Origin of the sequence: Streptomyces sp. NBC_00569 (assembly GCF_036345255.1) — a bacterium.
Lineage (GTDB): Bacteria > Actinomycetota > Actinomycetes > Streptomycetales > Streptomycetaceae > Streptomyces.
The window spans coordinates 8966492-8993148 of sequence record NZ_CP107783.1 but is presented as its reverse complement, the minus strand read 5'-3'; the positions used below and the strand labels follow the sequence as shown (position 1 = coordinate 8993148).

24 protein-coding genes are annotated in these 26657 nt (G+C 70.8%); 17 read left to right on the top strand and 7 right to left on the bottom strand.

Going from position 1 to position 26657, the window contains the following annotated elements:
* Positions 1–329: 329 nt before the first annotated feature.
* A complete protein-coding gene (locus OHO83_RS40595) occupies positions 330–1604 on the bottom strand; it encodes a D-arabinono-1,4-lactone oxidase (protein WP_266666686.1) in 1275 nt (424 codons plus the stop codon).
* Between the two features lie 215 nt (positions 1605–1819).
* Here OHO83_RS40595 and OHO83_RS40590 point away from each other — a divergent pair, with 215 nt between their 5' ends.
* The 5 genes from OHO83_RS40590 (at position 1820) to OHO83_RS40570 (ending at position 8598) form a co-directional block, all read left to right on the top strand.
* The gene (locus OHO83_RS40590) at positions 1820–2881 is read left to right on the top strand and encodes a LacI family DNA-binding transcriptional regulator (protein ID WP_389569486.1); all 1062 of its coding nucleotides are present in this window, start codon (positions 1820–1822) and stop codon (positions 2879–2881) included.
* A gap of 269 nt (positions 2882–3150) precedes the next feature.
* A complete protein-coding gene (locus tag OHO83_RS40585; protein ID WP_266666688.1) occupies positions 3151–4461 on the top strand; it encodes an ABC transporter substrate-binding protein in 1311 nt (436 codons plus the stop codon).
* A gap of 14 nt (positions 4462–4475) precedes the next feature.
* Entirely contained in the window at positions 4476–5411 is a 936-nt protein-coding gene (locus OHO83_RS40580) for a carbohydrate ABC transporter permease (RefSeq protein ID WP_266666690.1), read from the top strand.
* Complete coding sequence (locus OHO83_RS40575) at positions 5408–6229, top strand: carbohydrate ABC transporter permease (RefSeq protein WP_266666692.1); 822 nt, start codon at positions 5408–5410, stop codon at positions 6227–6229. The genes OHO83_RS40580 and OHO83_RS40575 overlap by 4 nt, the downstream gene beginning before the upstream one ends.
* The gene (locus OHO83_RS40570; RefSeq protein ID WP_443066078.1) at positions 6226–8598 is read left to right on the top strand and encodes a glycoside hydrolase family 3 N-terminal domain-containing protein; all 2373 of its coding nucleotides are present in this window, start codon (positions 6226–6228) and stop codon (positions 8596–8598) included. The genes OHO83_RS40575 and OHO83_RS40570 overlap by 4 nt, the downstream gene beginning before the upstream one ends.
* A gap of 52 nt (positions 8599–8650) precedes the next feature.
* On the opposite strand, the gene OHO83_RS40565 is transcribed toward OHO83_RS40570, so the two are convergent.
* Positions 8651–10615: a M13 family metallopeptidase gene (locus tag OHO83_RS40565; protein ID WP_266666694.1), complete on the bottom strand. Its 1965-nt coding sequence runs from the start codon at positions 10613–10615 to the stop codon at positions 8651–8653.
* Positions 10616–10788: 173 nt separating this feature from the next.
* On the opposite strand from OHO83_RS40565, the gene OHO83_RS40560 reads away from it, so the two are divergent.
* Positions 10789–11967 (top strand): FAD-dependent oxidoreductase, encoded by a 1179-nt coding sequence (locus OHO83_RS40560; RefSeq protein ID WP_266666696.1) that lies wholly within the window; start codon positions 10789–10791, stop codon positions 11965–11967.
* Positions 11968–12008: 41 nt separating this feature from the next.
* Positions 12009–12713, top strand: a complete 705-nt coding sequence (locus tag OHO83_RS40555; protein ID WP_266666698.1) for a TetR/AcrR family transcriptional regulator — start codon at positions 12009–12011, stop codon at positions 12711–12713.
* Positions 12714–12737: 24 nt separating this feature from the next.
* Here the strand turns inward: OHO83_RS40555 and OHO83_RS40550 are convergent, their stop codons facing one another.
* Complete coding sequence (locus OHO83_RS40550) at positions 12738–13247, bottom strand: YceI family protein (protein WP_266666700.1); 510 nt, start codon at positions 13245–13247, stop codon at positions 12738–12740.
* Positions 13248–13608: 361 nt separating this feature from the next.
* On the opposite strand from OHO83_RS40550, the gene OHO83_RS40545 reads away from it, so the two are divergent.
* Both OHO83_RS40545 and OHO83_RS40540 read left to right on the top strand, forming a co-directional pair.
* Positions 13609–14238 (top strand): hypothetical protein, encoded by a 630-nt coding sequence (locus OHO83_RS40545; RefSeq protein ID WP_266666702.1) that lies wholly within the window; start codon positions 13609–13611, stop codon positions 14236–14238.
* Between the two features lie 46 nt (positions 14239–14284).
* Positions 14285–14884, top strand: coding sequence for a uridine kinase family protein (locus OHO83_RS40540; protein WP_266666704.1), 600 nt, complete (start codon positions 14285–14287; stop codon positions 14882–14884).
* A gap of 22 nt (positions 14885–14906) precedes the next feature.
* On the opposite strand, the gene OHO83_RS40535 is transcribed toward OHO83_RS40540, so the two are convergent.
* Complete coding sequence (locus OHO83_RS40535; RefSeq protein ID WP_266666705.1) at positions 14907–15476, bottom strand: PadR family transcriptional regulator; 570 nt, start codon at positions 15474–15476, stop codon at positions 14907–14909.
* Between the two features lie 71 nt (positions 15477–15547).
* Between OHO83_RS40535 and OHO83_RS40530 the strand changes: the two genes are divergently transcribed.
* On the top strand, positions 15548–15940 hold the full coding sequence (locus OHO83_RS40530) for a nuclear transport factor 2 family protein (RefSeq protein WP_266666707.1): 393 nt from the start codon (positions 15548–15550) through the stop codon (positions 15938–15940).
* 98 nt (positions 15941–16038) lie between these two features.
* Here OHO83_RS40530 and OHO83_RS40525 read toward each other — a convergent pair whose 3' ends face one another.
* On the bottom strand, positions 16039–16998 hold the full coding sequence (locus OHO83_RS40525; RefSeq protein WP_266666709.1) for a LysR family transcriptional regulator: 960 nt from the start codon (positions 16996–16998) through the stop codon (positions 16039–16041).
* Positions 16999–17147: 149 nt separating this feature from the next.
* Between OHO83_RS40525 and OHO83_RS40520 the strand changes: the two genes are divergently transcribed.
* The 7 genes from OHO83_RS40520 to OHO83_RS40490 all read left to right on the top strand — a co-directional run bounded on the left by OHO83_RS40520 (position 17148) and on the right by OHO83_RS40490 (position 24476).
* Positions 17148–17843 (top strand): type 1 glutamine amidotransferase domain-containing protein, encoded by a 696-nt coding sequence (locus OHO83_RS40520; protein ID WP_266666711.1) that lies wholly within the window; start codon positions 17148–17150, stop codon positions 17841–17843.
* A gap of 2 nt (positions 17844–17845) precedes the next feature.
* Complete coding sequence (locus OHO83_RS40515) at positions 17846–17977, top strand: TetR/AcrR family transcriptional regulator (protein WP_266666713.1); 132 nt, start codon at positions 17846–17848, stop codon at positions 17975–17977.
* A 150-nt stretch (positions 17978–18127) separates the two neighbouring features.
* Complete coding sequence (locus OHO83_RS40510) at positions 18128–19447, top strand: RNA-guided endonuclease InsQ/TnpB family protein (protein WP_330280617.1); 1320 nt, start codon at positions 18128–18130, stop codon at positions 19445–19447.
* Between the two features lie 170 nt (positions 19448–19617).
* Positions 19618–20007: a hypothetical protein gene (locus OHO83_RS40505; protein WP_266666717.1), complete on the top strand. Its 390-nt coding sequence runs from the start codon at positions 19618–19620 to the stop codon at positions 20005–20007.
* Between the two features lie 111 nt (positions 20008–20118).
* A complete protein-coding gene (locus OHO83_RS40500) occupies positions 20119–21432 on the top strand; it encodes an aldehyde dehydrogenase family protein (RefSeq protein WP_266666719.1) in 1314 nt (437 codons plus the stop codon).
* Between the two features lie 189 nt (positions 21433–21621).
* Positions 21622–23988 (top strand): xanthine dehydrogenase family protein molybdopterin-binding subunit, encoded by a 2367-nt coding sequence (locus tag OHO83_RS40495; RefSeq protein ID WP_330280616.1) that lies wholly within the window; start codon positions 21622–21624, stop codon positions 23986–23988.
* Positions 23989–23999: 11 nt separating this feature from the next.
* Positions 24000–24476, top strand: coding sequence for a (2Fe-2S)-binding protein (locus OHO83_RS40490; RefSeq protein WP_266666723.1), 477 nt, complete (start codon positions 24000–24002; stop codon positions 24474–24476).
* A gap of 23 nt (positions 24477–24499) precedes the next feature.
* Here OHO83_RS40490 and OHO83_RS40485 read toward each other — a convergent pair whose 3' ends face one another.
* Together OHO83_RS40485 and OHO83_RS40480 are read right to left on the bottom strand one after the other, a co-directional pair.
* Complete coding sequence (locus OHO83_RS40485; protein WP_266666725.1) at positions 24500–25288, bottom strand: hypothetical protein; 789 nt, start codon at positions 25286–25288, stop codon at positions 24500–24502.
* Positions 25289–25425: 137 nt separating this feature from the next.
* The gene (locus OHO83_RS40480) at positions 25426–26595 is read right to left on the bottom strand and encodes an MFS transporter (RefSeq protein ID WP_266666727.1); all 1170 of its coding nucleotides are present in this window, start codon (positions 26593–26595) and stop codon (positions 25426–25428) included.
* Between the last annotated feature and the right edge of the window lie 62 nt (positions 26596–26657).

Genomic DNA, 26657 nt, shown 5'->3' with positions numbered 1-26657 from the left:
ACCGCCCGCACCGGAAGCGGCCCCACGGGAAACGGCACCACCGGAAACGGCACCACCGGAGCCGACACCACCGTCGGAGCGGCTGCCACTGGCGGATTCGTGAGCAGCGGTGTCGCCGCCACCGTCGCCCGCGACGGACGCCGGCGCGGTCACGGACAGAAGCGCGGCGGCGCCGAACAGTGCTGCGGAAGCGAAACCGATGGAACGCACAGTGGACCTCCAGACGGAACTACCCCCTGCCTGTGGGAACGCTAGGTTCGGCGCAGGACCGCAGCGACCCGGGCGCCGCCGAACGGACCAGCCCCGCGGCGCTCGGCACGGGTTCACGCTCAGTGAGCGGCGAAGAGTTCCGTCACGAAGGCGTTGCCGAACTTCCCTGCCGGGTCCAGCTCTTGCCGCAGCCGACGGAAGTCGGGTGCCCGTTCGTAGAGCGCGGCCACGGTACCGGGAGCCGCCGTCGTCAGCTTCCCCCAGTGGGGGCGCGCCCCGAGGGGCAGCAGCCGCTCCTCGATGGCGCCGATGACCGGGAGTACGTCGTCGGGGCGGCGCACCCAGGTGAAGTGGAGGGCGAGGGACGCGCGGCCGTGGCTCGGGCTGAGCCACAGGTCGTCCGCGGCGACCGTCCGGATCTCGGAGACAAGGAGAACCGGGGCGATCCGGTCTCCGAGGTCACGCAGGGCCGCCATCGCGTCGGCCGCGGCCTCGCGCGGCAGGAGCAGCTCGGACTGGAGCTCCTCGCCGTTGCTCGGGGTGAAGTCGGGCCGGAAGTGGGGAAGCCGCTCGTGCCACGGTCCGGGGACGCCCAGCTGCTCGGTGCAGAAGGCCGGTGGCATGCCGGGGACCGGGTGGCGCGGTCCGTCCGCGAGGAGCCCGCCCATCCAGCGGTCTCCCGGAGTGCCGGTCGGCAGCCGGTCGGTGCGGCGCTTCAGCCACACCGTGGCGGTGTCCGCGCGCCAGTCGGTGAACGCGCTGACGCTGTACGCGGCGCCGAACACGGCGTCGAAGTCCTCGGCGATCCGGTCGAGCGGCACGTCGTCGTACACCCACTGGGCGACGTCGAACGCGGGCTCGACGGCGAGGGTCATGGCGACGACGACACCGAGTGCGCCGAGGTTGACGACGGCTCCGGGGAAGCGGTCCGGGTCGGAGGAGCGGTTCAGCGTCGTCCGTGTGCCGTCGGGGCCGATCAGCTCGATCCCCGTCACGGCGGAGGCCAGGCCTCGCAGCGCGTCTCCTGAACCGTGCGTGCCGGTGGCGCACGATCCCGCGACCGAGATGTGCGGCAGCGAGGCCAGGTTGGCGAGAGCGAGACCCTGCGCCTGGAGCGCCGAGGCCACCTCCGCGTACCGCATGCCCGCCGAGACGTCCACGGTGGCGCGGTCCTCGGACACCCGCACCCGGCGCGCGAGCCCTTCCAGGAGGACCAGGTCGCCGTCCGTGTCCGCGATGCGGTTGAACGAGTGACCGCTGCCGAGGACCCGCACCTTCTCGGCGGAGGCGACGGTCCGGCGCAGGTCGGCCTCCGACGCCGGACGATGGACCCGCGCCGGGCCGAAGGTGACGTTTCCCGCCCAGTTCCGCAGCGGTGTACCGGTCGCCGGCATACACATGTCCGTTCTCAAGAGGTTCGCGTCTCAGGTCCCGAGGGGCTCACGTCCCCAGTCTCAAGGAGTTCGCGTCTCGAGGAGTTCGCGTTCAACTATTTCGACGTCGATGACGCATGTTGCGAAAACTAGAAGGATCTTTCCGGGGCGTCAAGGCGCCGAGGTCCTCTGATCCCCTTGCCGCGTCTCACCCCCTAGAAGTTACGATCCGTACCGTGAACTCCTCAGCGGTGCAGAAGAAGCAGAGGCCGGCGTCCCCGGAGGCCCCCGAGGCCGGCACGGCGACGCTTGCCGAGATCGCCCGCGAAGCGGGGGTCTCCGCTCCGACTGTTTCGAAAGTCCTCAACGGCCGGGCCGATGTCGCCCCGGCCACCCGCGAGCGGGTCGAGGAGCTGCTCCGCCGCCACGGCTACCAGCGCCGCAGGGCCAACACCACGGCCATCCCCCTCCTCGAACTCGTCTTCCACGAGCTGGACAGCTCCTGGTCGATGGAGGTGATCCGCGGCGTCGAGAACGTCGCCCGCGAGGAGGGGCTCAGCCTGGTCCTGTCCGAGCACGCCGGGCAGCTCAGCATCGGCCAGTCCTGGGTCGACGGCGTCCTCGCCCGCCGTCCCACCGGCGTGATCCTCGTCCTGTCCGGGCTCGACGCCGCCCAGCGGGCGCAGCTCACCAGCCGCGACATCCCGTTCGTGGTGATGGACCCGGCGGGCGACCCCGGGGACGATGTGCCCGCGATCGGCGCCACGAACTGGCAGGGCGGCCTGGCCGCCACCCGGCACCTGCTGGAACTGGGCCATCGCCGGATCGGTGTGATCGCGGGCCCGGCGGGGATGATGTGCAGCCGCGCCCGGATCGACGGCTACCGGGCGGCCCTGGAGACGGCCGGAGTGGCATTCGATCCCGCGCTGATCCGCGAGGGGACCTTCCATCACGAGTCCGGCCACGCGGCCGGTCTGGAACTGCTCGGCCTGCCGGACCGGCCGACCGCCGTGTTCGCCGGCAACGACCTCCAGGCGCTCGGCCTCTACGAGGCGGCCCGCGAGCTCGGCCTGCGGATCCCGGACGACCTCAGCGTCGTGGGCTTCGACGATCTGCCCCTGGCCCGCTGGGTCGGTCCGCCGCTGACCACCGTCCGCCAGCCCCTGGTCGAGATGGCCGAGGCAGCCGCACGGCTGACCCTCGACCTGGCACGGGGCAGGAAGCCCCCGACGCCGCGCATGGACCTGGCGACCCGTCTCGTCGTGCGGAGCAGCACGGCGGCGCCCGCCGAGCGGTAGCCCTCACCACGACGCCCGTCACCCCTCACACGCGACGGCGATCTTCGAAACTGTCGGCGCGCACTGCCCGTGCCCATCTTCGGCGGCCAGAACCGGGCCGCCCCGTCGTCATGCCCTTTCGCCGCACGGGCCGACCTGCGCCGGGCGCTCCACCGATAACGCTTCGGAAACCCGCACTCCGAGTATTGACCGCCTCCTCGGCGCGCCTTAGCGTCACACCGCCCAGCAAATTTCGCTCTCTTCACCGACACTTTCGAGAGGCTTCGAAGATGAAGACACCCGCACGGATCTCCCGCGCCGTCGCCGCAGGTGTGGCACTCGCCCTCGGTCTGACCCTGTCGGCCTGTGGCGGCGGCTCCTCCGACTCGGCAGGCGGCGGGGGCTCCGACAAGATCCACGTGCTGGTGTACGGGGACGCGGCCAACAAGGTCGAGAAGCAGCTCGTGGCCACCTTCAACAAGACGTCGAAGGTCAAGGCGGTCCTCGACACCATTCCCGGCGCCGACTACCAGCAGAAGCTGCAGACCATCATCAGCACCCCGCAGGCCCCCGACATCTTCTTCAACTGGGGTGGCGGCAGCATCAAGCCCTTCGTCGACGCCGACCTGCTGCTGCCGCTCGACGACTTCATCAAGGAGGACCCGGCGCTCAAGTCCAGTTTCCTGCCGTCCGTCTTCGACAGCGCGTCGGTGAACGGGAAGCCGTACGGCGTCCCGATGCGCGGCACGCAGCCGGTGCTGCTCTTCAACAACAAGAAGGTGCTGGCCGACGCCGGTGTCACGCCGCCCAAGACCTGGGACGACCTGCTGGGGGCGGTGAAGGCGCTCAAGGCCAAGGGCGTCACCCCGATCGCGCTCGGCGGTGGCGACCAGTGGCCGACGCTGATGTGGTTCGAGTACCTCTACGACCGCGTCGCCGGCCCGGAGGTCTTCCAGAAGGCGCTCGGCGGCGACAAGAGCGCCTGGGAGAGCGCGGGCAGCAAGAAGGCGCTGGGCATGATCAGGGAGCTCGTCGACGCGGGCGCCTTCGGCACCAACTACGACTCGGTCAAGTTCACCGACCAGGGTTCGCCCACGCTGCTCGCCACCGGCAAGGCCGGCTTCGAGCTCATGGGTTCGTGGGAGTACTCGACCCAGCAGGACTCCCACCCCGCGTTCGCCAAGAAGGACCTCGGCTACTCCTCGTTCCCGACGGTCGCGGGCGGCACCGGCGACGCCGGCAACCTCGTCGGCAACACCAACAACTTCTACTCCGTGATGAAGAAGACGAAGCATCCCGAGGCCGTCGCCGCGTTCCTCAAGCTCCAGTACTCCGACGAGTTCGTGAAGGCGCAGCTGGGCATCGGCAACCTGCCGACCACGACCAACACGGAGAAGTTCCTCGGCGCCTCCGCGAGCCCGGGGTACTCGAAGTACCAGTTCGACCTCGTGAAGAAGGCCCCGTCGTTCCAGCTCTCGTGGGACCAGGCCTACCCCCAGTCCGCCTCGACGCCCATGCACCAGGCGGTCCAGCAGTTCTTCAACGGCGGGCTCGACACCGACGGCTTCATCAAGGCCATGCAGGCCTTGCCCACCGCGTGAGCCCGGCTGCCGAGATGACCACCACCGTCTCCAAGGCCGCGGTCGTGGCGGAACGGCGGACCGCGAAGCGGCGCACGGGAGGTGTGGGGCGCCCGGGTTTCGCCTGGGCGCTGCCCGCCACCGCGTTCTTCGTCCTGTTCGCCGTCGTTCCGCTCCTCCTGGTCGCCGTGCTGTCGTTCACGAGCTGGAACGGCCTGGGCTCGCCCCGGTTCGCCGGGCTCGACAACTGGACCAAGCTCCTCGACGACCCGGTGATGCTCAACAGCCTCTGGCTGAGCGTGCTGATCACCGTCCTGGGCGTGCTCGTCCAGACGCCGCTGAGCATCCTGCTCGGCGTCTGGGCGGCGGGCCACCAGCGCAACCGCGCGGTCCTGTCCGCGATCTACTTCGTCCCGCTGCTGCTGTCCGCCACCGCGGTCTCCGTCCTGTGGCGCACCCTGCTCGACCCCAACTTCGGTGTGCCGTCGCAGGCCAAGTGGCTGTTCGGCGACGGCAATCTGCTCGGTATGCAGAGCGGGGCCATCGGGGTGCTCGTCTTCGTGGGAGCCTGGCAGTTCACCCCGTTCCACACCCTGATCTACCAGGGCGCGGCGCGGGCGATCCCTCAAGTCCTCTACCAGGCGGCGCAGATCGACGGGGCGGGCACGGTGCGCCAGTTCTTCCACATCACGCTGCCGCAACTGCGCAACACCATGATCACGTCGATGATCCTGATGGTCGTCGGCGGCCTCACCACGTTCGACACCGTCCTGATCCTGACCCAGGGCGGCCCCGGCACGGACACCACCATCAGCGCCTACTACATGTACCAAAAGGCCTTCAAGAGCTTCGACTTCGGCGCGGGATCGGCCATCGCGCTGCTCCTGGTGGTGGTCGCGACGGTCATCTCGCTCGTCGTGGTGCGGGTCTCGGGCTACGACAAGATGCGCAGCTCGGTGGAGGGCCTGTGAGCAAGCAACGCCCCAACTACCTGGCCGGCCTGGGCTCCGTGCTCTGGCTGCTCGTCGTCGGCGCCCCGCTCTACGTCCTGGTCTCGGCGTCCGTGCAGTCACGCGCGGACTACGGCGCGAGCGGCCCGCTGAGCCTGCCGCGGCACTTCACACTGCACAACTACATCGACGACTTCTCCACCGGCTTCGGCCGGTACTTCCTCAACACGGTGATCGTGACCGTGTGTGTGGTCGCGATCGTCCTCGTGGTGGTGCCACCGCTGTCGTACACCATCGTCCGCAGCCGCGGCCGCGTCACGACCGCTGTCTTCCGCCTCTTCCTGCTCGGTCTCGCCATCCCCGCGCAGGCGGTGATCGTGCCGATGTTCTACGTCATCAGCAAGGCGGGGCTCTACGACAACCTCATCGGCGTCATCCTGCCGACCGCCGCCTTCTCGCTCCCCATGTGCGCCCTGGTCCTGACCGGGGTGATGCGCGACATCACCCCGGATCTGTACGAGGCCATGGCCATCGACGGCGCCTCGTCCTGGCGGGTGTTCCGTCAGCTCGTGCTCCCCCTGTCGCGGGGCGGGCTCTCGACGATCGCGGTCTTCTCCGCCCTTCAGGCGTGGAACGGCTTCCTGTTCCCCCTGGTGCTCACCCAGTCCGACTCCACCAAGGTGATCACCCTGGGGCTCTACAACTTCCGCACCCAGTACGGCATCAACGTCCCGGGGCTGCTGGCCGCCGTGGTCCTGTCCATGGTGCCCGTCCTGCTCGTCTACCTGTTCGCCCGGCGCACCCTGGTCCAGGGGCTCATGGGCGTGGGAGGAAAGTGACCCACAACGTGGCCGTAACGACAGACTCCACCACCCCCCTGTGGCGCGACACGACCCTCGGCCACGAGGCGCGCGCCGACGCCCTCGTCGCCGAGATGACCCTCCAGGAGAAGGTCGCCCAGCTGTTCGGCGTGTGGGTCGGGGCGTCCGACGAGGGCGGCGAAGTCGCTCCGTACCAGCACGAGATGGAGGAGGTGGTCGACCTCGAGGCGCTGCTGCCCCACGGGCTCGGGCAGCTCACCAGGCCCTTCGGCACCGCCCCCGTCGACCCGGCCCTCGGCGCGCTGTCCCTGCTGCGCACCCAGCGCCGCATCGCCGCGGGAAACCGCTTCGGCATCCCGGCCGTGGCCCATGAGGAGTGCCTCGCGGGCTTCGCCGCCTGGGGCGCGACCGCCTACCCCGTCCCCCTCTCGTGGGGCGCGACCTTCGATCCGGCGCTGGTACGGCGCATGGCCGGGGCCATCGGGCAGGACATGCGCTCGGTGGGTGTGCACCAGGGTCTCGCCCCCGTGCTCGACGTCGTGCGCGACGCCCGGTGGGGCCGCGTCGAGGAGACCATGGGCGAGGATCCCTACCTCGTCGGAACCCTCGGCACCGCCTACGTCCAGGGCCTGGAGTCCGCCGGGGTCGTCGCCACCGTGAAGCACTTCGTGGGGTACTCCGCCTCCCGCGCGGGACGGAACCTCGCGCCCGTGGGCATGGGGCCCAGGGAGCGCGCCGATGTGATGCTGCTGCCGTTCGAGATGGCGCTGCGGGAGGGCGGCGCCCGCTCGGTGATGCACGCCTACACCGACACGGACGGCGTCCCGGCGGCAGCCGACGAGCAGCTGCTCACCGGGCTGCTGCGGGACACCTGGGGCTTCACGGGGACGGTGGTGGCGGACTACTTCGGTGTCGGGTTCCTCAAGACCCTGCACGGTGTCGCCGCCACGTGGGGCGAGGCCGCCGGCGCCGCGCTGAGCGCCGGGGTGGACGTGGAACTGCCCACCGTCAAGGCGTTCGGGCAGCCGCTCCTCGACGCGGTCGAGGACGGTCGGGTGTCCGAGGCCGTCGTGGACCGCGCGCTGCGCCGCGTGCTCGTGCAGAAGGCGCAGCTGGGTCTCCTCGACACCGGATGGGACGCGGTGCCGCCGGCGCTGGCCGGTGCCGATCTCGGGGACCCCCGGGCGCTGCGCGGAACCGTGGCCCTCGACACCACGGACCGCCGCGCCCTCGCCCGGGAGGTCGCCGAACAGGCCGTCGTACTGCTGCGCAACGACGGCACACTCCCCCTGGCCCGGCCCGCCAGAATCGCGGTGGTCGGCCCGACCGCCGACACCGCGACGGCCGTCCTCGGCTGCTACGCGTTCCCGGTGCACGTGGGCGCCCGGCACCCCGAGATACCGGCCGGGATCGAACTGCCCACCCTGGTCGAGTCGTTGAGGTCCGAGTTCCCCGACAGCGAGGTCGTCACCGCGCCCGGGTGCGGCATCGACGACACCGGCACCGACGGTTTCGCCGAGGCCGTGGAGCTGGCCCGTGGCGCCGACGTCGTCGTCCTCGCGCTCGGCGACCGCGCCGGCCTCTTCGGCCGGGGCACCAGCGGCGAGGGCTGCGACGCGGACTCACTCGCGCTGCCGGGCGTGCAGGAGCAACTCCTCGACTCGCTCCTGGACACCGGCACACCGGTCGTGGTGACGCTCCTGGCGGGTCGCCCGTACGCACTCGGCCGTGCGGTACGGGAGTCGGCCGCCGTCGTCCAGTCGTTCTTCCCCGGTGAGGAGGGCACGCCCGCGATCGCCGGTGTGCTCAGCGGGCGGGTCGCGCCGTCGGGACGGCTGCCCGTCAGCATCCCGAACGGCCCGGGCGCCCAGCCGTCCACGTATCTGGCGGCGCGGCTCGGGCAGGTCAACGAAGTGTCGAACATCGACCCGACTCCGGCGTTCGGCTTCGGGCACGGACTGACGTACACGTCGTTCGACTGGTCCGACCTCACCATGGGGCGCGCGACGGTCGGGACGGACGGCGAGGCCGAACTCGCCTTCACCGTACGGAACTCGGGCGACCGGGACGGCACCGAGGTCGTGCAGCTCTATCTGCACGACCCGGTCGCCTCGGTCGTGCAGCCCGTCCAGCGGCTGGTCGGATTCCTGCGCCTGGCACTCGCGCCGGGGCAGGCCGCGCGGGTCGGGGTGACGGTGCCCGCGGACCTCGCGTCGTTCACCGGGCGGGACGGTCGGCGGATCGTCGAACCGGGCGAACTGGAGCTGCGGCTCGGCGCGTCCAGCACCGACCTCCGGCTGACCGCGAGCGTGACCCTGACCGGTCCCGTGCGGGCCGTGGACCACACCCGCGTGCTGCACGCCGGCTTCGGCGTCACCGCGCTCTGAACGAGCCGTGGCCCGTACCTTCCTGGAAGGTACGGGCCACGCGTCACGGGCGCTACCAGATGCGGACGCGGTCCGCCGGGTCGAGCCACAGGCCGTCGCTGTCCGACGTGCCGAACGCGTCGTGGAACTCGTCGAGGTTGCGCACGATGTTCGCGCGGAACTCCGGCGGCGAGTGCGGGTCGATCGTCAGGTACTGCTGCTCCTGCTCCTTGCGCCGCTTGGTGCGCCAGCAGTAGGCCCAGTTGAGGAACAGGCGCTGGGAACCGGTGGTGGCCTCGTGCTCCGGCGACGGGGTGTCGCCGAGCGAGATGACGTACGCCTTGTGGCCGATGGTCAGGCCGCCGAGGTCGCCGATGTTCTCGCCGACGGTGAGCGCGCCGTTGACGGACTCGCCGGGCAGGTTGCGCGGCGAGAAGCCGTCGTACTGCTCGATGAGGGCCTTCGACTTGGCCTCGAAGGCCGTCTTGTCGGCGGCGGTCCACCAGTCGTTGAGGTTGCCCGCGCCGTCGTACTGGGCGCCCTGGTCGTCGAAGCCGTGGCCGATCTCGTGACCGATCACCGAGCCGATGCCGCCGTAGTTCTCGGCCGCGTCGGCGTCGGGCGCGAAGAACGGCTTCTGCAGGATGCCCGCGGGGAAGCAGATCTCGTTGGTGCCCGGGTTGTAGTACGCGTTCACCGTCTGCGGCAGCATGAACCACTCGTCGCGGTCGACCGGCGAGCCGATCTTGGCGAGCTCACGGTCCGTCTCGAACGCCGCGGCCGCCTGAGCGTTGGCGAGCAGGTCGTCCGCGGTGACCTGGAGCTTGGAGTAGTCGCGGAACTTGTCCGGGTAGCCGATCTTGGGACGGAACGTGGCGAGCTTCTCGTACGCCCGCTCCTTCGTCTCGTCGGTCATCCAGTCGAGCTGGGCGATCGACTGACGGTAGGCCTCCAGGAGGTTGGCGACGAGCTCGTCCATCATCGCCTTGGACGCCGGCGGGAAGTGCCGGGCCACGTACTCCTTGCCGACCGCCTCGCCCATCGCGCCCTCGACGAGCGCGACGCCACGCTTCCAGCGGGCCCGCAGCTCCGGGGTGCCGTTGAGCGTGCGCCCGTAGAAGTCGAAGTTGTTCTGGACGAACGCGTCCGAGAGGTACGGCGCCGAGGCGCGCAGCACGCGCACCAGCACCCAGTCGCGCCACTGCTCGATCGGGAACTCGGTCAGGACCTGGGAGAGGTGGGCGAAGTACGAGGGCTGCCGGACGCACGTCTCGGCGATGGTCGCGTCGGTGCCACCGAGCCCGGCGGTGTAGCCGTGCCAGTCGAACTCCGGTGCCAGGGCCTTGAGTTCGTCCAGGGCGGTGAGGTTGTACGTCTTCTGCACGTCACGGGTCTCGGCCCGCTCCCAGTGGCCCGCGGCCAGCTTCGTCTCGATGGCGAGGACCGTCCGCGCGGCGGCCGCGGGGTCGGCGTGCTCGGCGAGCGTCAGGAGATCGGTGAGGTAGGTGACGTACTTGTCGCGGATCTCGGCGAACTTGTCGTCCCGGTAGTACGACTCGTCGGGCAGGCCGAGGCCGCCCTGCACGACGTTGACGAGGTAGCGGTCGGAGTTGCGGTCGTCGGTGTCGACGTACGACCCGAAGAGGCCGGAGCCGCCGACGCGCTCGAAACGGCCGAGGAACGTCGCGAGGCCCCGGAGGTCGGCGATGTCCGCGACCTCGTCGATCAGCGCTCGCGCCGGCGCGAGACCGAGCGCCTCGACGGCCCGCTCGTCCATGAAGGAGGCGTAGAGCGCGGCGATCTTGTGTGCCTCGCCGGCGTCGGCCGAGGTCGACTCGGCCCCGGCCGCGAGTTCCTCGATGATCGCCTTGACCTGCTCCTCGGCGGTGTCGGCGAGCTGCACGAAGGGGCCCCAGCTCGAGCGGTCCTCGGGGATCGGCTCGGTGTCCAGCCAGTGGCCGTTGACGTGGCCGAACAGGTCGTCCTGCGGCCGGATCTCGGGGTTCATACCCGGGCGGGCGTCATCAAGAATGCTCATCGAGGCAGCTTATGCGAGGCGCGGCCGGGACGTTTCGCAATCCCCCGGGCCGGGTCCGTCACGGCGCAGGACGAACATGTTCGTCAGAAACTTGTTCGTAACGAACATGTTCGTTACCTTGGAGGAGAGGCTCCCGGAACGGCGGGCGCCACCTACTCCCGGAGGAGCGCGCCATGACCACCGCAACCCACCACCCCATCGCGATCGTCGGCGGAGGCCTCGGCGGCCTCGTCCTGGCGCGCGTCCTGCACCTCGGCGGCGTCGAAGCCGCCGTCTACGACCTGGAGGCCTCGGCCGCCGCGCGCCCCCAGGGCGGCATGCTCGACATGCACGTCGAGTCCGGCCAGGCCGCGCTGCGCGCCGCGGGTCTGCACGAGGAGTTCCTCGCCGCCATCCACGCGGGCGGCGAGGCCATGCGGATCCTGGACCAGCACGGCACCGTGCGCATGGAGGAGAGCGACGACGGCGGCACCGACGGCCGGCCGGAGGTCAGCCGGCACGATCTGCGCGACATGCTGCTCGCCTCGCTGCCGGAGGGCACCATCCGCTGGGGCGCCAAGGTCACCGGCGCCCGCCCGCTGACCGGGGGCCGCCACGAGGTGACCCTCGCGTCCGGCGAGACCTTCACGACCGATCTGCTCGTCGGCGCCGACGGCGCCTGGTCCAAGGTCCGCCCGCTGCTCTCCGACGCCCTCCCCGCCTACTGCGGCATCTCGTTCGTCGAGGCGCACCTCGACGACGCGGACACCCTCCACCCGGAGAGCGCCGAAGTCGTCGGCGGCGGATCGCTGTTCGCGCTCGGGGACGAGAAGGGCTTCCTCGCCCACCGCGAGAGCGACGGCCGGCTGCACGTCTACTGCGCGCTGAAGGTGCCCGCCGACTGGATCACCACCGGCGGCATCGACTTCACCGACACCGAGGCCGCCAAGGACGGTGTCCTCACCTCCTTCGAGGGCTGGGACGAGGCGTTGCGCGCTCTCGTCGGCGACGCCGACGGCGCGCTCGTGCCGCGGCCCATCCACGCCCTGCCCGTCGGACACCGGTGGGACCGGGTCCCTGGTGTGACCCTGCTCGGCGACGCCGCCCACCTGATGTCGCCGTTCGCCGGCGAGGGCGCCAACCTGGCGATGCTCGACGGCGCGGAGCTGGCCGCCGCGATCCTGGCGCACCCCGGTGAGACCGAGAAGGCCCTCACCGTCTACGAGGAGGCACTCTTCCCCCGCAGCGAGCACGCCGCGGCCGAGTCCGCCGGCAACCTCGACGTCATCTTCCACCCGGACGCCCCGCAGGGCCTGCTCGACATGTTCGCGTCCTTCCGCGAGGAGGCGGAAGCCGGGGGAACGGGTTCGTGACGAACTTGTTCGTCACGAACCCGCCTCGTTACGGTGAGCACGTGTCCCCCCAGCCCGCAGCACCCCGCAGCCGCCGAGAGCGTCCGGCCAAGCCCGCCCTGACCCGGGACGGCATCGTCGCGACCGCGGTCGCGGTCATGCGCGACGAAGGTCTCAAGCGCGTCACCATGCGCCGCCTGGCGCAGGAGCTCGACACGGGCCCGGCCTCGCTCTACGTGTACGTGCGCAACACCGCCGAGCTGCACGCGGCCATCCTGGACGAGCTGCTCGGCGCGGTCGACCTCTCCCCCGCCACCGCTCCGGGTGACTGGCAGGACCGTCTCGTGCGGATCCTGTCCTCGTACACCGCGGTGTTGTTCGAGCATCCGAGCCTCGCCCGGTCGGCGCTGGTGGCGATGCCCTCCGGCGAGCACTACCTCGACCTGCTCGAAGCCCTCCTCGCGCTGCTCGCCGAGGGCGGCATCCCGGACGCGCAGGCCGCGTGGGGCGTGGACGCCCTTCTGCAGTACGCCACTTCGACCGCGGCCGAGCAGTCCACCCGCGACCGGGACGCGGACGCCCAGGGCGACTGGGACGCGCTGACCACCGCGCTGCGCGACGTGTCCGCGACGACCCACCCGCGCCTCGCGGCGCTGGGTGACGAGCTGCTGTCCGGGCCGGGAGAGGCCCGCCTCGGCTGGGGGCTGCGCGTACTGATCAACGGGATGCCGCACACACCCAGGCCGTCCGCCACCGACGCTCCGTGACCCCCCACCAGCTGTCACGGCAGGTCAACGCGTCGCTCTGACGTCCAGGCGCACGGTCAGCCGACGGCCGGTCATGCCCTTCGCGGTGGTCACACCGAACGCGTAGCGGTCCACGACGGTCGACGCCACCACCGTGAGACGGCGGCCCTCGACAGTCACACGCTCGACGGTGACGTCGACCGGCCGGCTGACACCGAGGACGGTCAACTCCCCCGTCAGGACCGTCCCGTCGGAACCGACCTCGACGCCGTCACCTCGGAACGCGAACTCGGGATGGGTGGCCACATCGAGGTAGTCGGCCGACCGGACGTGTTCGTCGCGGCGCGCCACACCCGACTCGAACGTGTCCGCTCCGATCCTCACGTCCACCGTGGACTTCTCGACGGGTCCGGCCACGTCGATCCGTCCCCGCGTGATCCGGAAGCTCCCCCGCACCGGGAACAGCCCGAAGACCGTGCGCATACGGAAGTTCACGCTCGACGCCGCCGGATCGATCTCGTACGAGCCGTTCTCCGGCACAGGGTGTTCTCCCACTCGCGATGTCACCATGACCTCCGTCGGTCTCGACGCCGCCGCCGTGGCGGTTGACCTCAGCATGTCAGGCGGCGGACGGCACCCGGCAGAGCGAGATGTCGTCGCCCGGCCGGTACAAATGTCACTGTCGGCGTGGTCGGCACAGTCGCCACGTCCACCCCACGCACCCAACCGGCACCCCACGCAAGGGTGTTCCACACCCCGTTCCCGTAGTGCCCAAGCGCCCCGCACGGCCCTGCATGGTGCCACCCCACCGACACTGCGCAGGGGCAATGCGCCGAAGGACCGTGCACAAACGTGTGTGGTGTGAGTACCCTTCGGCACCAACACACAGCCCCACAACCACAGGAAGCGGGCAGTCATGTCGGACAGCAACACGCTCAAGTCCCAGTACTCCGCCCAGGTGGACGCCGACCTCGAGCGCAACGCCAAGGAACAGGAACGCGTCACCGCCGAGTTGGCCGCACTTCAGGAGCAGCTCCAGACGCTGGATCACGACCGCACCCTTTTGGTGGGGATGCGCGACGCACTCACGGGACCGGGCGCGGCACCGGTGGCCGAGGAGGCGCCGGCCGCTCCGAAGGCGGAGTCCCCCGTCGAACTCCCCAAGGCACGCAAGCCGAAGGGCGAGAGCGCGGCACCCAGGCAGCGCGCGAAGAAGGAGGCCGGCAAGAAGCCCGCCGCGAAGAAGGCACCCACCGCCGCACAGCCCCGCACCCCCGGCTCCCCCACCCTGCGGGAACTGGTCCTGAACCTCATCACCACGAGCACCGAGCCGCGTTCGGCGGCCGAGGTCACGACGACGCTCGCCGACTCCCACCCGGAGCGCAAGGCCGGTGGCACGGTCGTACGCAACACCCTCGAGTCCCTCGTCGCCCGAGGCCAGGCCGAGCGCACCAAGCAGAACAAGTCCGTGTTCTACACCGCCCTTCCGGCCGCGGCTGCCACCACTGAAGGCGCCGACAAGAAGGACGCTCCGGCGAACGCCTGAGACATGCGCTCCCGGCACCGCACCACCACCGCTATCGTGCGCCCTCATGGAAACCGTTCCTGAGACGTACACCGCACTGGCGTCCCGCATCCGGGCGGCGGCGCCGCGGTGCGGACCGGTCAGGCTCGTCGCCGTGGACGGCCCGTCGGGGGCGGGCAAGAGCACGTTCGCCGAGCGCCTGGCCGGGGCACTCGGCAGCGCGCGGATCGTGCACACGGACGACTTCGCCTCGTGGGACGACCCGTTGGGCTGGTGGCCCCGCCTCGAGGAGCAGGTGCTCCAGCCGCTGGGGAGCGGGGTGGCCGGCCGGTTCCAGCGCTACGACTGGGAGCGGCGCGAACTCGCCGAGTGGCATGACGTTCCCGTCGGCCACTCCCTCGTCCTCGAAGGTGTGTCGACGGCGCGCCGGGCCGTCGCCGACCGTCTCACCTGCGCCGTGTGGGTCGAGACGGGACGCGCGGTGCGGCTGCGCAGAGGCCTTACCCGCGACGGCGAGGACGCGCTGCCGCTATGGCGTACGTGGATGGCCGCGGAGGACGAACACTTCGCCAAGGACGGGACGCGCGAGCGGGCCGACGTGGTGGCCGACGGCGACCCGCTCACCCGGCCCGCCGATCCGGCACACACCTACATGCGCCTGCGGTAGACACCTACGTCCGTACGGGAGTTCAGGACCGGCCGGCATGTGAGGTGCGCCGCGCCAGGATGTCCAGGACGCGCTCGCCCCACCGGAGGTTCTCCTCCTCGAAGGAGCGGCCGCGCATCAACGTCAGGTACGGACCGATGCGTTCGGCGTCGCGCAGGTAGGTGTCCTCGTCGCGCCCGTCGAGGAGCCGCTCCCGGAGGCGTTCGTAGCGGGCCAGTTTGCCGCGCGCCCACCCCATGCGCTCCTCGACGAGCGCGCGCACGGCGTCCGGGTCCGCGCCGTCCGACGCCTGGATCTTGACCATGAGTTCGTCGCGGATGGCGGTGGGCCTCGGAGGGGCGAGGGCGAAGTCGTCCAGTGCGGCGCGTCCCGCGTCGGTGAGCGTGAACATGCGCTTGTTCGGCCTGCGTTCCTGCGGCACGACCCGCGCCTCGACCAGACCGTCCCCGGCGAGGCGCTCCAGTTCACGGTAGAGCTGCTGCGGGGTCGCGGACCAGAAGTTGGCCACCGCCACGTCGAACACCTTGGCCAGGTCGTACCCCGACGCCTCGCCCTCCAGGAGAGCAGCGAGGACCGCGTGCTTCAGAGACATCTGGACACGCTAACACCGGCACGATTAATCTCGGCCGCACCTATTCAACAAATTGACTATGGAGCGCGCGCATGCAGGCATTCCGCAAGGCCGTGGAAGCGAACGACCCCGACGCCGTCGAGGCGCTCCTCGCCGAGAACGTCGTGTTCACCAGCCCGGTCGCCTTCCGCCCGTACCCGGGAAAGGCGATCACCGCCGCGATCCTGCGGGGCGTCACACGGGTCTTCGAGGACTTCCGCTACGTACGGGAGATCAACAGCGCCGACGGCCGTGACCACGCCCTGGTCTTCGTCGCCCGCGTCGGCGACCGCGAGGTCAACGGCTGCGACTTCATCCACCTCGACGAGGACGGGCTCATCGACGACCTCACCGTCATGGTGCGCCCCCTGTCCGGCGCCGAGGCGCTCTCCGAGGCCATGGGGGCGCAGTTCGAGCGCATCCGGCAGGAGGCCGCGGGCGCGTAGCCGCCGGCGCGGCGTGGAGGCCGGCGCGGCGTGGAGGCCGGCGCGGCGTGGAGGCCGGCGCGGCGTGGAGGCCGGCGCGGCGTGGAGGCCGGCCGGGGCTACCAGCCCCGGCCGGCCTCCAGGAGCCGGTCACGGACGAGGGCGATGTGCGGGTTGTCCGGCGTTCCGGGGCGCTGGACGACGTAACCGGTGTTGAACGGCGGGTCCTCCGGGTCGTGGAGGAGGACGAGCGCCCCCGCGGCGAGGAGCTCGCGGCACAGATAGCGGGGCAGCACGCTGAATCCCGCCCCGGCCGTCACGGAGGACACGACACCGCGCAGGTCGGGCACGGTGACGGCGGCCTTGCAGGTCAGGCGTCTGCCGAAGACGTGCTGCCAGTACCGGCGAACGATCGGGAGTTCCTCCGCGTACGTGATGAGCGGGACGGTGTGCAGCACCCCCGGCCCGTCGGCGGCGATCCGGTTCGGGCCGCCGATGCGGTCCGCCCATGCCGGGGCGGCGACCAGGACGAACTCCTCGTCCGCGAGAGGCACCGACGTCAGATTGCGGCCGCGGGGCCGGGAGGTGGCGATGACGAGGTCGTGCCGGCCAGTGCGCAGCTCCTCCAGGAGCGGGTCGGTCAGCCCGGTGGTGACGCGCAGCCGCACGCCCTTCTCGACCAGGGGCGCAAGCGCCGGCAGGACACAGTGACAGAGCATCTCGGCCGGTCCCGCCAGATGGACGGGCTCGGCCGCGGCGTCCGCGCCGGCGCCGCCCTGTCCGGCGACGGCCGAGAGGGCGTCGAGCGGGTCGACCACGCGGGACGCGAGCTCGTCCGCGAAGGGGGCGGGAGTGACGCCGCGCGGCAGCCGCTCGAAGAGTTCGCGGTCCAGCTGCCGCTCCAGCGCGCGGATCTGTGTGGTGACGGTCGGCTGCGACAGACCGAGCAGTCGCGCGGCCGCGGTGAAGGAACCCGACCGGTACACCGCGAGGAAGGTGCGCAGCAGATTCAGGTCCAGCGGGCCCGCGTGCGCCGTCCGGCCTATTCCCGGAGACCCATTCGAATCCCTATTTCTCATATTGGCCACCCTATTGGATTCCTATGGGAGACCCGCCCTACGGTCGGTGCCATCGCCACACACTGACGTTCTGGACACAAAGCGTCAGAGGTTCCGCGATCCGAACCCGTCCTCCGGGCCCGCGGGCCCGCACCCTCGGAGCACTCACCATGTCGAAGATCCTTTTCGTAGTCACCGGCGCCACCCACTGGACGCTGGCCGACGGCACCCTGCACCCCACCGGCTTCTGGGCCGAGGAGGCCGTCGCCCCGTACGCGGCCTTCAAGGCCGCGGGCCATGACATCGTCGTGGCCACGCCCGGCGGCGTCGTCCCGACCGTGGACAAGGGCTCCCTCGCACCCGAGTTCAACGGCGGACAGGCGGGCGCGGACCAGGTGGCGGCTGCCCTCGACTCCTTCGGCGAACTCCAGCACCCGGTCAAGCTGGAGGACGTGGACCTCGACGACTACGCGGCGGTGTTCTACCCCGGCGGCCACGGCCCCATGGAGGACCTCTCCACCGACGCCGACTCGGGCAGGCTCCTGACCCTCGCCCTGGAGACGGGCAAGCCGCTCGGCATCGTCTGCCACGCCCCCGCCGCCATGCTCGCCGCGATCAAGAGTGACGGCACCAACGCCTTCGCCGGGTACAAGGTGACCGGCTTCACCAACACCGAGGAGACCCAGGCCGGCTTCGCCGACAAGGCCAAGTGGCTGCTCCAGGACCGTCTCGTCAACGCGGGCGTGGACTTCCAGGAGGGCGAGCCGTGGGCCCCGAAGACCGTCGTCGACCGCAACCTGGTCACCGGCCAGAACCCGTCCTCCTCCGCCCCGCTCGCGGCCGAGCTCCTCAGGAAGCTGGCCTGACGATGGGCGCCGACCGGCTCGACGAGGTCCTCGACGCCGCCTACGACTGCCTGACCAGGTACGGCGTTCGGCGCACCACGATGGACGACATCGCATCCACGATGGGCGTGTCCCGGTCCGCGGTCTACCTCTGATCTTGGCCAGTGCTCTGCCCTTCAGGGCGGGGGCGGAGGCCATCTCAGAACTGCCGACGTGCAGGTTGTAAACGACGTGGCACCCGGTGCGCATATCAGGATTAGGGCTTCATCGTGGTGAGATAAGCCAACCGCAGTAGAGTAATCGTGATGAACGAACTTGCCTGGGAGAAGCGGCAGTTCGGGCACCGCGCCCGGCTGGCGCTGACGCCTGCAAAGGCCCGGCTTATGGACGACCAGGCGCACGCGGCCCGCACCATGTGGAACTGCCTGCACGACTGGTGGACGATGCTCCCCAAGGACAAGCGTTCCCTGACTGCGGCTGATGCGGCGATCCGCCAGGCCCGCAAGGAGATCGACTGGCTTGGAGTGCTCCCCGCCCAGGCCGCGCAGGCAGTGCTGAAAACGTACGTCCAGGCGTGGAAGAACTGCTGGGAAGGCCGCGCCGACGCACCGAACTTCAAGGCCCGCCTGCGCACGGCCATGTCGGTGGACATCCCGCAGGGGCGCGATCTCCAGATCAAGCGGGTGCACCGCCGATGGGGCATGGTCAACATCCCCAAGGTCGGACGTGTCCGCTTCCGCTGGACCAAGGATCTCCCTGTCGGCAAGCTCGCCAACAGGGAGAACCGGATCACCGGGGCACGGCTGGTCAAAGACGGACTCGGATGGCATATCGCCTTCCGCGTCCAGACTCTGGAATCAAAGCCTGAGCCGCACACTGGCCCTCAGATCGGCATCGACGCCGGGGTCAATCTTCCCCTTGCCCTGTCCGATGGCAACCATCAGGATCACGGACGACCCGCCCGGCTCCCGGATGGCACCGCCGACCGGGACAAGTGGCTGAACCCGGATGAAAAGGCCAAGCTGCTCCGCCTCGAACAACAGGCCGCGCACCGCAAGTCCTTCCGCAAGCCGAAGGAGCGCAGCTCCAACCGGCTGAACCACACCTACGACCAGATCAAGCAGCTCCGCGCAAAAGCCACGCGCCGCGCTGTTGACTGGCAGCACAAGACCACCACCGGTATCGCCCAGCAGTACGGCACGGTCGTGGTCGAAGCACTCACCATCACGGACATGGTCAAGTCGGCCAAGGGCACCATCGAGGAACCCGGGAAGAACGTCGCGCAGAAGTCCGGCCTGAACCGCTCCATCAGTCAAGAGGCATGGGGCCGCACCGTGACCATGCTGATGTACAAGGCCGCCCGCCACGGCGGCACCCTCGTCAAGGTCCCCGCCCCGAACACTTCCCTGCGCTGCTCCGCATGCGGCTTCCTCACGCCCGGCAGCCGGGAAGGCCAGGCCACGTTCGTGTGCAAGAACCCAGACTGCGGCTGGTCCGGCAACGCCGACTGGAACGCGGCCCGGAACATCTTGCACCTGTACCGGATCGGCCTCGTGGCGATCCCGGCTGCCGGGAGGGCAGTCGTCAGGCGCACCCGTGGCGCCAAGCCCGCCACCGCAAGGTAGGTGGGAACCTCCTTCCTGAGCCTGCGAAGGAAGGAGAGCACTTCAACAGTACGTACGCAACAAGAAGGAAAGAAGGACGAAAGGACGACGCCTTCCGCCGGCTCGCGGAGCGTCTGCACACGCAGGCGCTGGAGCGGGCGCGGCGGGCGGCCGCCGCCGAGGACACCCCCGTGGCCGAGCGCGTCCGAGGTGTCCTGGCCGCCAAACTCGACCTGGTGCTCCGCCTGGCCGGGGACTCTCCGCACTCCGCCGAGCTGCTCGACGCCAAGGCCCGGCTGTTCGGCGACATCTGCCACACGTTCACCGCAGATCTGCGCCGGCTGCTGACCGGCCTGTTCACGGAGGCGGGCACCCCTGCCTCCGTGGCGCCCGCCGAGGCCGCGGACATCTGCATCGCCCTGGTGGTCGGTCTGGAGTCGGTGTCCGACGCGCGGCAGTTGTTCACCCCGGCCGCGGACGCGCTGCTCGCAGGGCTCCTCACCAGCCCCCTGTCCGGGTGCACCCCGCGGGTGACAACGCCCGGCGGCGCGCCGCCCGGATCGGCGACGCACCCCGCCTGACCGGCCACACTGTGCCGACCGCAGGCCACCGCCGCGCTCTTTCCCCCCCACCGCCCCACGCTCGACCTCCCGCTCGACACCCGCCGGGCACCCCCTCGCAGGAGACCCCTCGTGACCGACATCGAAGACCTCGTCGCCCGCCTCCACGCCACCTCCGCCAGTGGCCGCACCAAGCCGCTCGCCTGGCGCAAGGAGCAGCTCACCCGGCTGCGCGCCCTGTTCACCGAGCACCGCGGTGACATCGCGGACGCCCTGTACGCCGATCTGCGCAAGCCGCGCGCCGACGCCTTCGCCACCGAAATCGACTTCCCCGTACGGGAGATCGACCACACCCTGCACCATCTCGACGAGTGGCTTCGCCCCCGGCCGGTGGCGTCCGGGGCCCTCGCCGGCCTGCCCGAGGGTTCGGCCGCAGGAACGCAGTACGACCCGCTCGGCACCGTCCTCATCATCGCGCCCTGGAACTACCCGGTGCAGTTGCTGCTCGTGCCGCTCGTGGGCGCCCTCGCGGCCGGCAACACCGTCGTCCTCAAGCCGAGCGAGGTCACCCCGGCGACGTCCGCGCTGATCGCCCGGCTGGTGCCCGAGTACCTCGACAAGGAGGCCGCCGCCGTCGTCGAGGGCGGCGTCCCGGAGACCACCGAGCTGCTCGCCCAGCGCTGGGACCACATCTTCTACACCGGCAACGGCACGGTCGGCCGCGTCGTCATGCGGGCCGCCGCCGAGCACCTCACTCCGGTCACCCTCGAACTGGGCGGCAAGTCACCGGTGTTCGTGGACCGCGACGTCGATCTGAACCGTGTCGCGGAGCGCCTCACGGGCGCCAAGTTCCGTAACGCCGGGCAGACATGTGTCGCCCCGGACTATGTGCTGACCGACCCGGAGACCGCCCCCGCGCTCGCCGACGCACTCGCCAAGGCGGTCGAGGCGATGTTCGGCACCGACCCGCAGACTTCGGACGCGTACGGCCGCATCGTCAATGAGCGGCACTTCGACCGGGTGTCCGCACTGCTCGACTCCGGGACGACGGCCTTCGGCGGGCAGACCGACCGCGACGACACCTACATCGCGCCGACCGTCCTCACCGGTGTGAAGCCCGACGAGCCGGTCATGCGCGAGGAGATCTTCGGCCCCGTCCTGCCCATCGTCGAGGTCGCCGGGCTCGACGAGGCCATCGAGTTCATCAACGACCGCGACAAGCCGCTCGCCCTCTACGGTTTCACCGAGAGCGAGAACACCCGGCGCCGCCTCGCCGACGAGACGTCCTCCGGCGGCATCGGGTTCGGGCTGCCGATGGCCCATCTCCGCGTCCCCGAGCTGCCGTTCGGCGGAGTCGGCGAGAGCGGCCTCGGCAACTACCACGGCCCGCACTCCATCGCGACGTTCAGCCACCGCAAGGCCCGGCTCGACGTACCGCTGGGCTGAGTCCGGCCGGGCGGGGCGGAGCCAGGCGGCCCGCCCCTCTCGCAGCCGCGAGCCGTGAGTCTCAACTGCCTCGCATACGCGAGTGTGTGGCAGTCATGTGGAGTTTGCCCGCACCGTGTGCCCCGCCCGCCTCCCGCGCCCTAGGCTCCCCGGTTGATCAACTCAATCCGTGCGCCGGGAGGCACCCCCATGGCAGAACAGAGCCGTTCGCCACGCGAGCCCGCAGAAGAGGCCGCACAAGCCGCACAACCTGAACGTCCCGATGGCCCCGGCGGTCCCGGACGGCGCAGGGTCCTCGCGTACCTGCTCGCCGCTCCCACACTGGCCGTCGGCGCGCGCCTCGGCCTGGACGCCGTGGGCGGCGAGTCCGCCGAGGCCGCGGTGCCTTCGCTGCCGCAGCCGGAGGAACTCTTCGACCTCGGTGACATGCAGACCCTGGCGGCGGCGCCCACGTCCGGTCTCATCTCCGTCCAGGTGCACTCGGACGGGACGGCGTCGTTCGCGGTCCCGCGCGCCGAGGTGGGCCAGGGCATGACCACGGCGGTCGCCATGATGATCGCCGAGGAGATGGATCTCCCCCTAACGAAGGTACGGGTGTCCCTGGCCGACGCGCGCCCGGAACTCCTGATGAACCAGCTGACCGGCGGCTCCAACTCGATGCGCAGCATCTACCTCCCGGTCCGCTCCGCGGCGGCCGTCGCCCGCCGGCGGCTCGTCGCCACGGCCGCGCAGCAGTGGGGCGTACCGGAGTCCGAACTGACCACGCGGGAAGGGGTGATCACGCACGGCGCCGCGAAGAGCGCGACGTACGGCTCGCTCGCCGAGGCCGCCGCCAGCGCGCGGACCGTCACCGCCTCCGCCCACCTCAAGTCCACGTCCGACTTCAGGATCCTGGGCACACCTCAGAACCGTATCGACGCAACGGACATCGTGACCGGCCGCAAGAAGTTCGGCATGGACCTTCACGTGCCCGACGCCAAGCCGACGATGGTGCGCAGGCCGCCCACGGTCAACGGCACGGTGGTCTCCGTCGCGAACGCCGACGCCGTCAGGAACATGCCGGGCATCACCGACGTCGTCACCGTCAAGCACGGTGTCGCGGTACGCGGTGAGACGTTCGGCCAGTGCATCGACGCAACGCGCGCGCTCGAAGTGACCTGGGGCCCCGGCACCGTGGACAAGGAGTCGGACGACACCGTCCTCGCCAAGCTCAGAGCCGCGGCGCTGCCCATGGTCGTGCCGCCGCTCCTCACGAAGAAGATCGACGCCGAGTTCACCTTCGCGTTCGCCAGCAACAGCCCCCTGGAACCGGACAACGCGATAGCCGACGTGCGCTCCGACCGCGCCGAGATCTGGGCGAGCCTCAAGGTGCCCATCGTGGCGCAGCGCGACATCGCCGACCGGCTCGGGCTGCCGCAGACGGCCGTCACGGTGCATGTGGTGGAGGGCGGCGGCTCGTTCGGGCGGCATCTCTTCCACGACGTGGCCGCCGAGGCCGCGGAGATCTCGCAGAAGATGGGCAAGCCGGTCAAGCTGTCGTGGTCGCGGACCGACAACTTCCGGCAGGGCAGGACCCATCCGATGTGCGTCTCACGGGTGCGCGCCACCTACGCGCTCGGCAACGTCGTCAGCTACGAGCACCGCCACACCAGTTCGCAGACCGACTTCGGGCACGGGCTCGGAGAGATGATCACGTCGACGGCGGCGAAGCTGCCCGTGGCCGGCAACCTCACGTTCGCCGAGACCATCTTCCAGCTGACCCAGTCCACGCCGTACAACTTCGGTGTCACCACGCAGCTCCTCAACGAGGTGCCGCTGAAGTTCAACACCGGCAGCATGCGCAACATCTACTCGCCCAATGTGGCGTGTGCGCGCGAGCTCGTCGTCGACCAACTGGCCGCGAAGATGGGCAAGGACCCCGTCGCCTTCCGTCGCGAGTTCCTCAAGGAGGAGCGCCTGCGCGCCGTCCTGGACAAGGCGGCCGAGGCCGGGGAGTGGGGCAGGTCGCTGCCCGCCGGTGTCGCACAGGGGATCGCCCTGCACACGGAGTACCGCGGCGCGGTCGCCTCGCTCGTCGAGATCGACTGCCGGCCCGAGACGGTGAACCGCAAGGTCAGGGACGGTGTCACCGGCCCGCGCGTGACCCGCGCCCTCATGGTCGTCGACGCCGGGTTCGCCATCAACCCCCGTGGGCTGGAAGCCCAGATGATGGGCGGGATGAACGACGCGCTCGCCATGGCCCTCACGTCCAGCCTGCACATCAAGGACGGCATCCCGCTGGAGGGCAGCTGGGACCACTACTTCTACACCCGGCAGTGGAACACCCCTCCCGACCTGCGCGTCATCGTCATGCCGTCCACCGGTGACAAGCCGTCAGGGGCAGGTGAGCTGGGGGTCGCGCCCGCGTTCGCCTCCATCGCCTGCGCCTACGCCCGCGCCACGGGCACGCTGCCGACGAGCTTCCCGATCAACCACGCCACCCTCTCCTTCGACCCGCTGCCGCTCGAACCGTCCACACCCCAGTCCCCCACCGACGGTCTCGACCGCGCCTTCTGAGGAGCCCCTCCATGCCCAGTCACACCTTCAAGCTCAACGGCGAGCAGATCACGGTCGAGGCCGAGGACGATGTCCGGCTGCTGTGGGTCCTGCGCGACCTGCTCGGCGTCACGGGACCCAAGTACGGCTGCGGCCTCGGCGTGTGCCAGGCCTGTACGTCGCACATCAACGGCAAGGCGTTCAACCCGTGTTCGGTGCCGGTGTCGAAGATCGCCCCCGACGACGAGGTCACCACCATCGAGGGTCTGCCCGCCACCGTGGGCAAGGACCTCCACCCGATGCAGGAGGCCTGGCTCGACCTCGACGTGGCGCAGTGCGGGTACTGCCAGCCGGGCCAGATCATGACGGCGGTCGCCAAGGTCCGGCGCGCCGCCGAGGAAGGCCGCGACATCACCGACGCGGACCTCGACGAGATCCGCAACATCTGCCGCTGCGGCACGTACACCCGCATCCGCGAGGCGATCAGGGCGGGCGCCGAGAACATGTGAGGAGCCACGACGCCGGCGGCCGGCTACGTCAGCGGCCGCGGCGGCGCGGGTCCCCTGCCGACGTCGCGTACGAGGTCCAGGCCGAGTACCCGGTCCACGTACGCGAAAGTCTCGAAGAGCGCTCCGGCCGGGGCGTCCCCCGAGTGCTCCAGGCGGTGCAGCGTGCGCAGCACCCCGGGCAGGTCGAGGTCGTCCTCCAGACAGTCACGAATGCTGTCGCGGGCAGGTCCCGGCATGGGCCGCGAAGGGCTGTCTGCCCAGGTGGCCACCGCGTGGCGCCAGCGCAGGAGCGTGTGATGGGCGACGGACACCGACGCGGGTGCGAGGCGCAGCGGCTCGGTGCGCGGCTCGGTCAGCAGGGCGAGGCGCAGGGCCAGGGGGTCGTCGGCCCTTTCCGCGACACCGTCGGTGGCGTGGGCGTCGGCGACAGCGAGCCGGATGACGTCCCCGTCCGCCTCGTCCGGTGCTTCCTCGCTCCGGCTCAGACGGACGGCGAACGGCCCGCCCAGCTCACCCTCCACGCCCCGCTCGTCGCCGTGGGCGGCGGCCGGGTGCATGCCGAGTTCGGCGGCCCTCACCTGGAGCGCCGCGCGTCGCTCGTCGGCCCCGTCCGGGCAGATCAGCCCCGTGTACGCGATGGTTCCCGACAGTTCCAGTACGCGGGTCAGGACGTCGGCGACGAGCATCGCCCGCACGTCGGAGAGCGCCTCGCCGCCCTCGGGAAGGGCCACGGGCACACCGATGCGCACCACGCTCCGGTGCATCACCGGAGCGACAGGAAGGCCCGAACAGACATCGACGAGGCGCAGCATGGCGCGAAGCCTATGCGCAACTCCCTCCGCCCGCCGAGACGTGCGGCCGAATCGGGACCTCGCGCGTCGCGGATCAAGGGTCCACGACCGGCACCCGGGCCCAACTGACGGACATCATGCCCGTGTTGGCGGCGCTGTCACTTGTGGCGGGCCCTGAGTCCGGTGACGGCCAGCAGGAGTACGGCCGCGGCCTGGATCGCGGCCACCACGACGATCAGCAAAGGGATCGAGGTGTCGTAGAGCACCCCGGTCAGTGCGCCTCCGGCGAACGCGGCCACACCCACGACCGCGGCGAAGACACCGTAGGCCGTCGCCCTGCGGCCCGGCGCGACGAGATCGGCCACGACGGCGCGCAGGGTGGACTCCTGCACACCGGTCGCCGCACCCCACACCAGGGCACCGAACACGACCGGCGCGAGGGAGTCGGTGAACGCGAGCGCGGGCACGGCCGCCGAGAGGGCCGGCAGGACGAGCAGCACCCGCGGCCCGACCCGGTCGTACACCCACCCGGTCGCCAGCGCGGCCAGCGCGTCGACGGCCATGGCGGCCGCGTAGAGCAGGGGAACGGCGGCGGTCGGGACGAGCCCGCGCGCGACGAGGTGGAAGGAGAGCACACCGAACGTCGCGAAGCCCGTCATCGTCGCGGCGGTGAAGGACGCGTACACCCAGAAGTCGCGCGGCAGCCGGGCGCCGGGTCGCGGCTGCTCGCGGCTGGGTGCGACCGCGCGTTCGTAGGCCGCCGGATCGGGGACCTGGCGCCGCAGCCGTACGAGCAGGGCGAGTACGGCGACGCCGGGCACCGCGAGGACCGCGAGCGCGGGCCCGTAGTCGTCGCCCGTCACAGCCAGCATCCCCGCCACCGTCAGCGGGCCGAGCAACGCGCCCACCTGGTCCAGCGCCTCGTGCACCGCGAACCCCTTGCCGAGCCCGGTGGCCGCCGCCGCGTGCGAGAGCAGCGTGTCCTTGGCGGGTGAGCGCACCGCCTTGCCGACCCGTTCGGCGATGACGAGCGCGCACGCCGCCCACAGCACTCCGGTCAGGCCGAGCATCGGGACGCTGGCGACGGTCAGCGCGTAACCGGCGATCGCCCACCCCCAGAACCGGCCGCTGCGGTCGGCCAGCGGCCCCGAGCCGAGGCGCAGCAGGAGCGCCGCCGCCTCACCCGCTCCCGTCACCGCGCCGACGACGGCCGCGGACGCGCCGAGCGAGGCGAGGAGCGGGCCGGTCACCGAGCGGGCGCCCTCGTAGACGAAGTCGGCGAGGAGGCTGACCACGCCGAACCAGACCACGAATCGCCAGGGCCTCATCGCTGTCGCCTCTTGGGGCATCCGGCTTCCTCCCCACCGTCTTTCGGGTGCGTCGGCGGCGC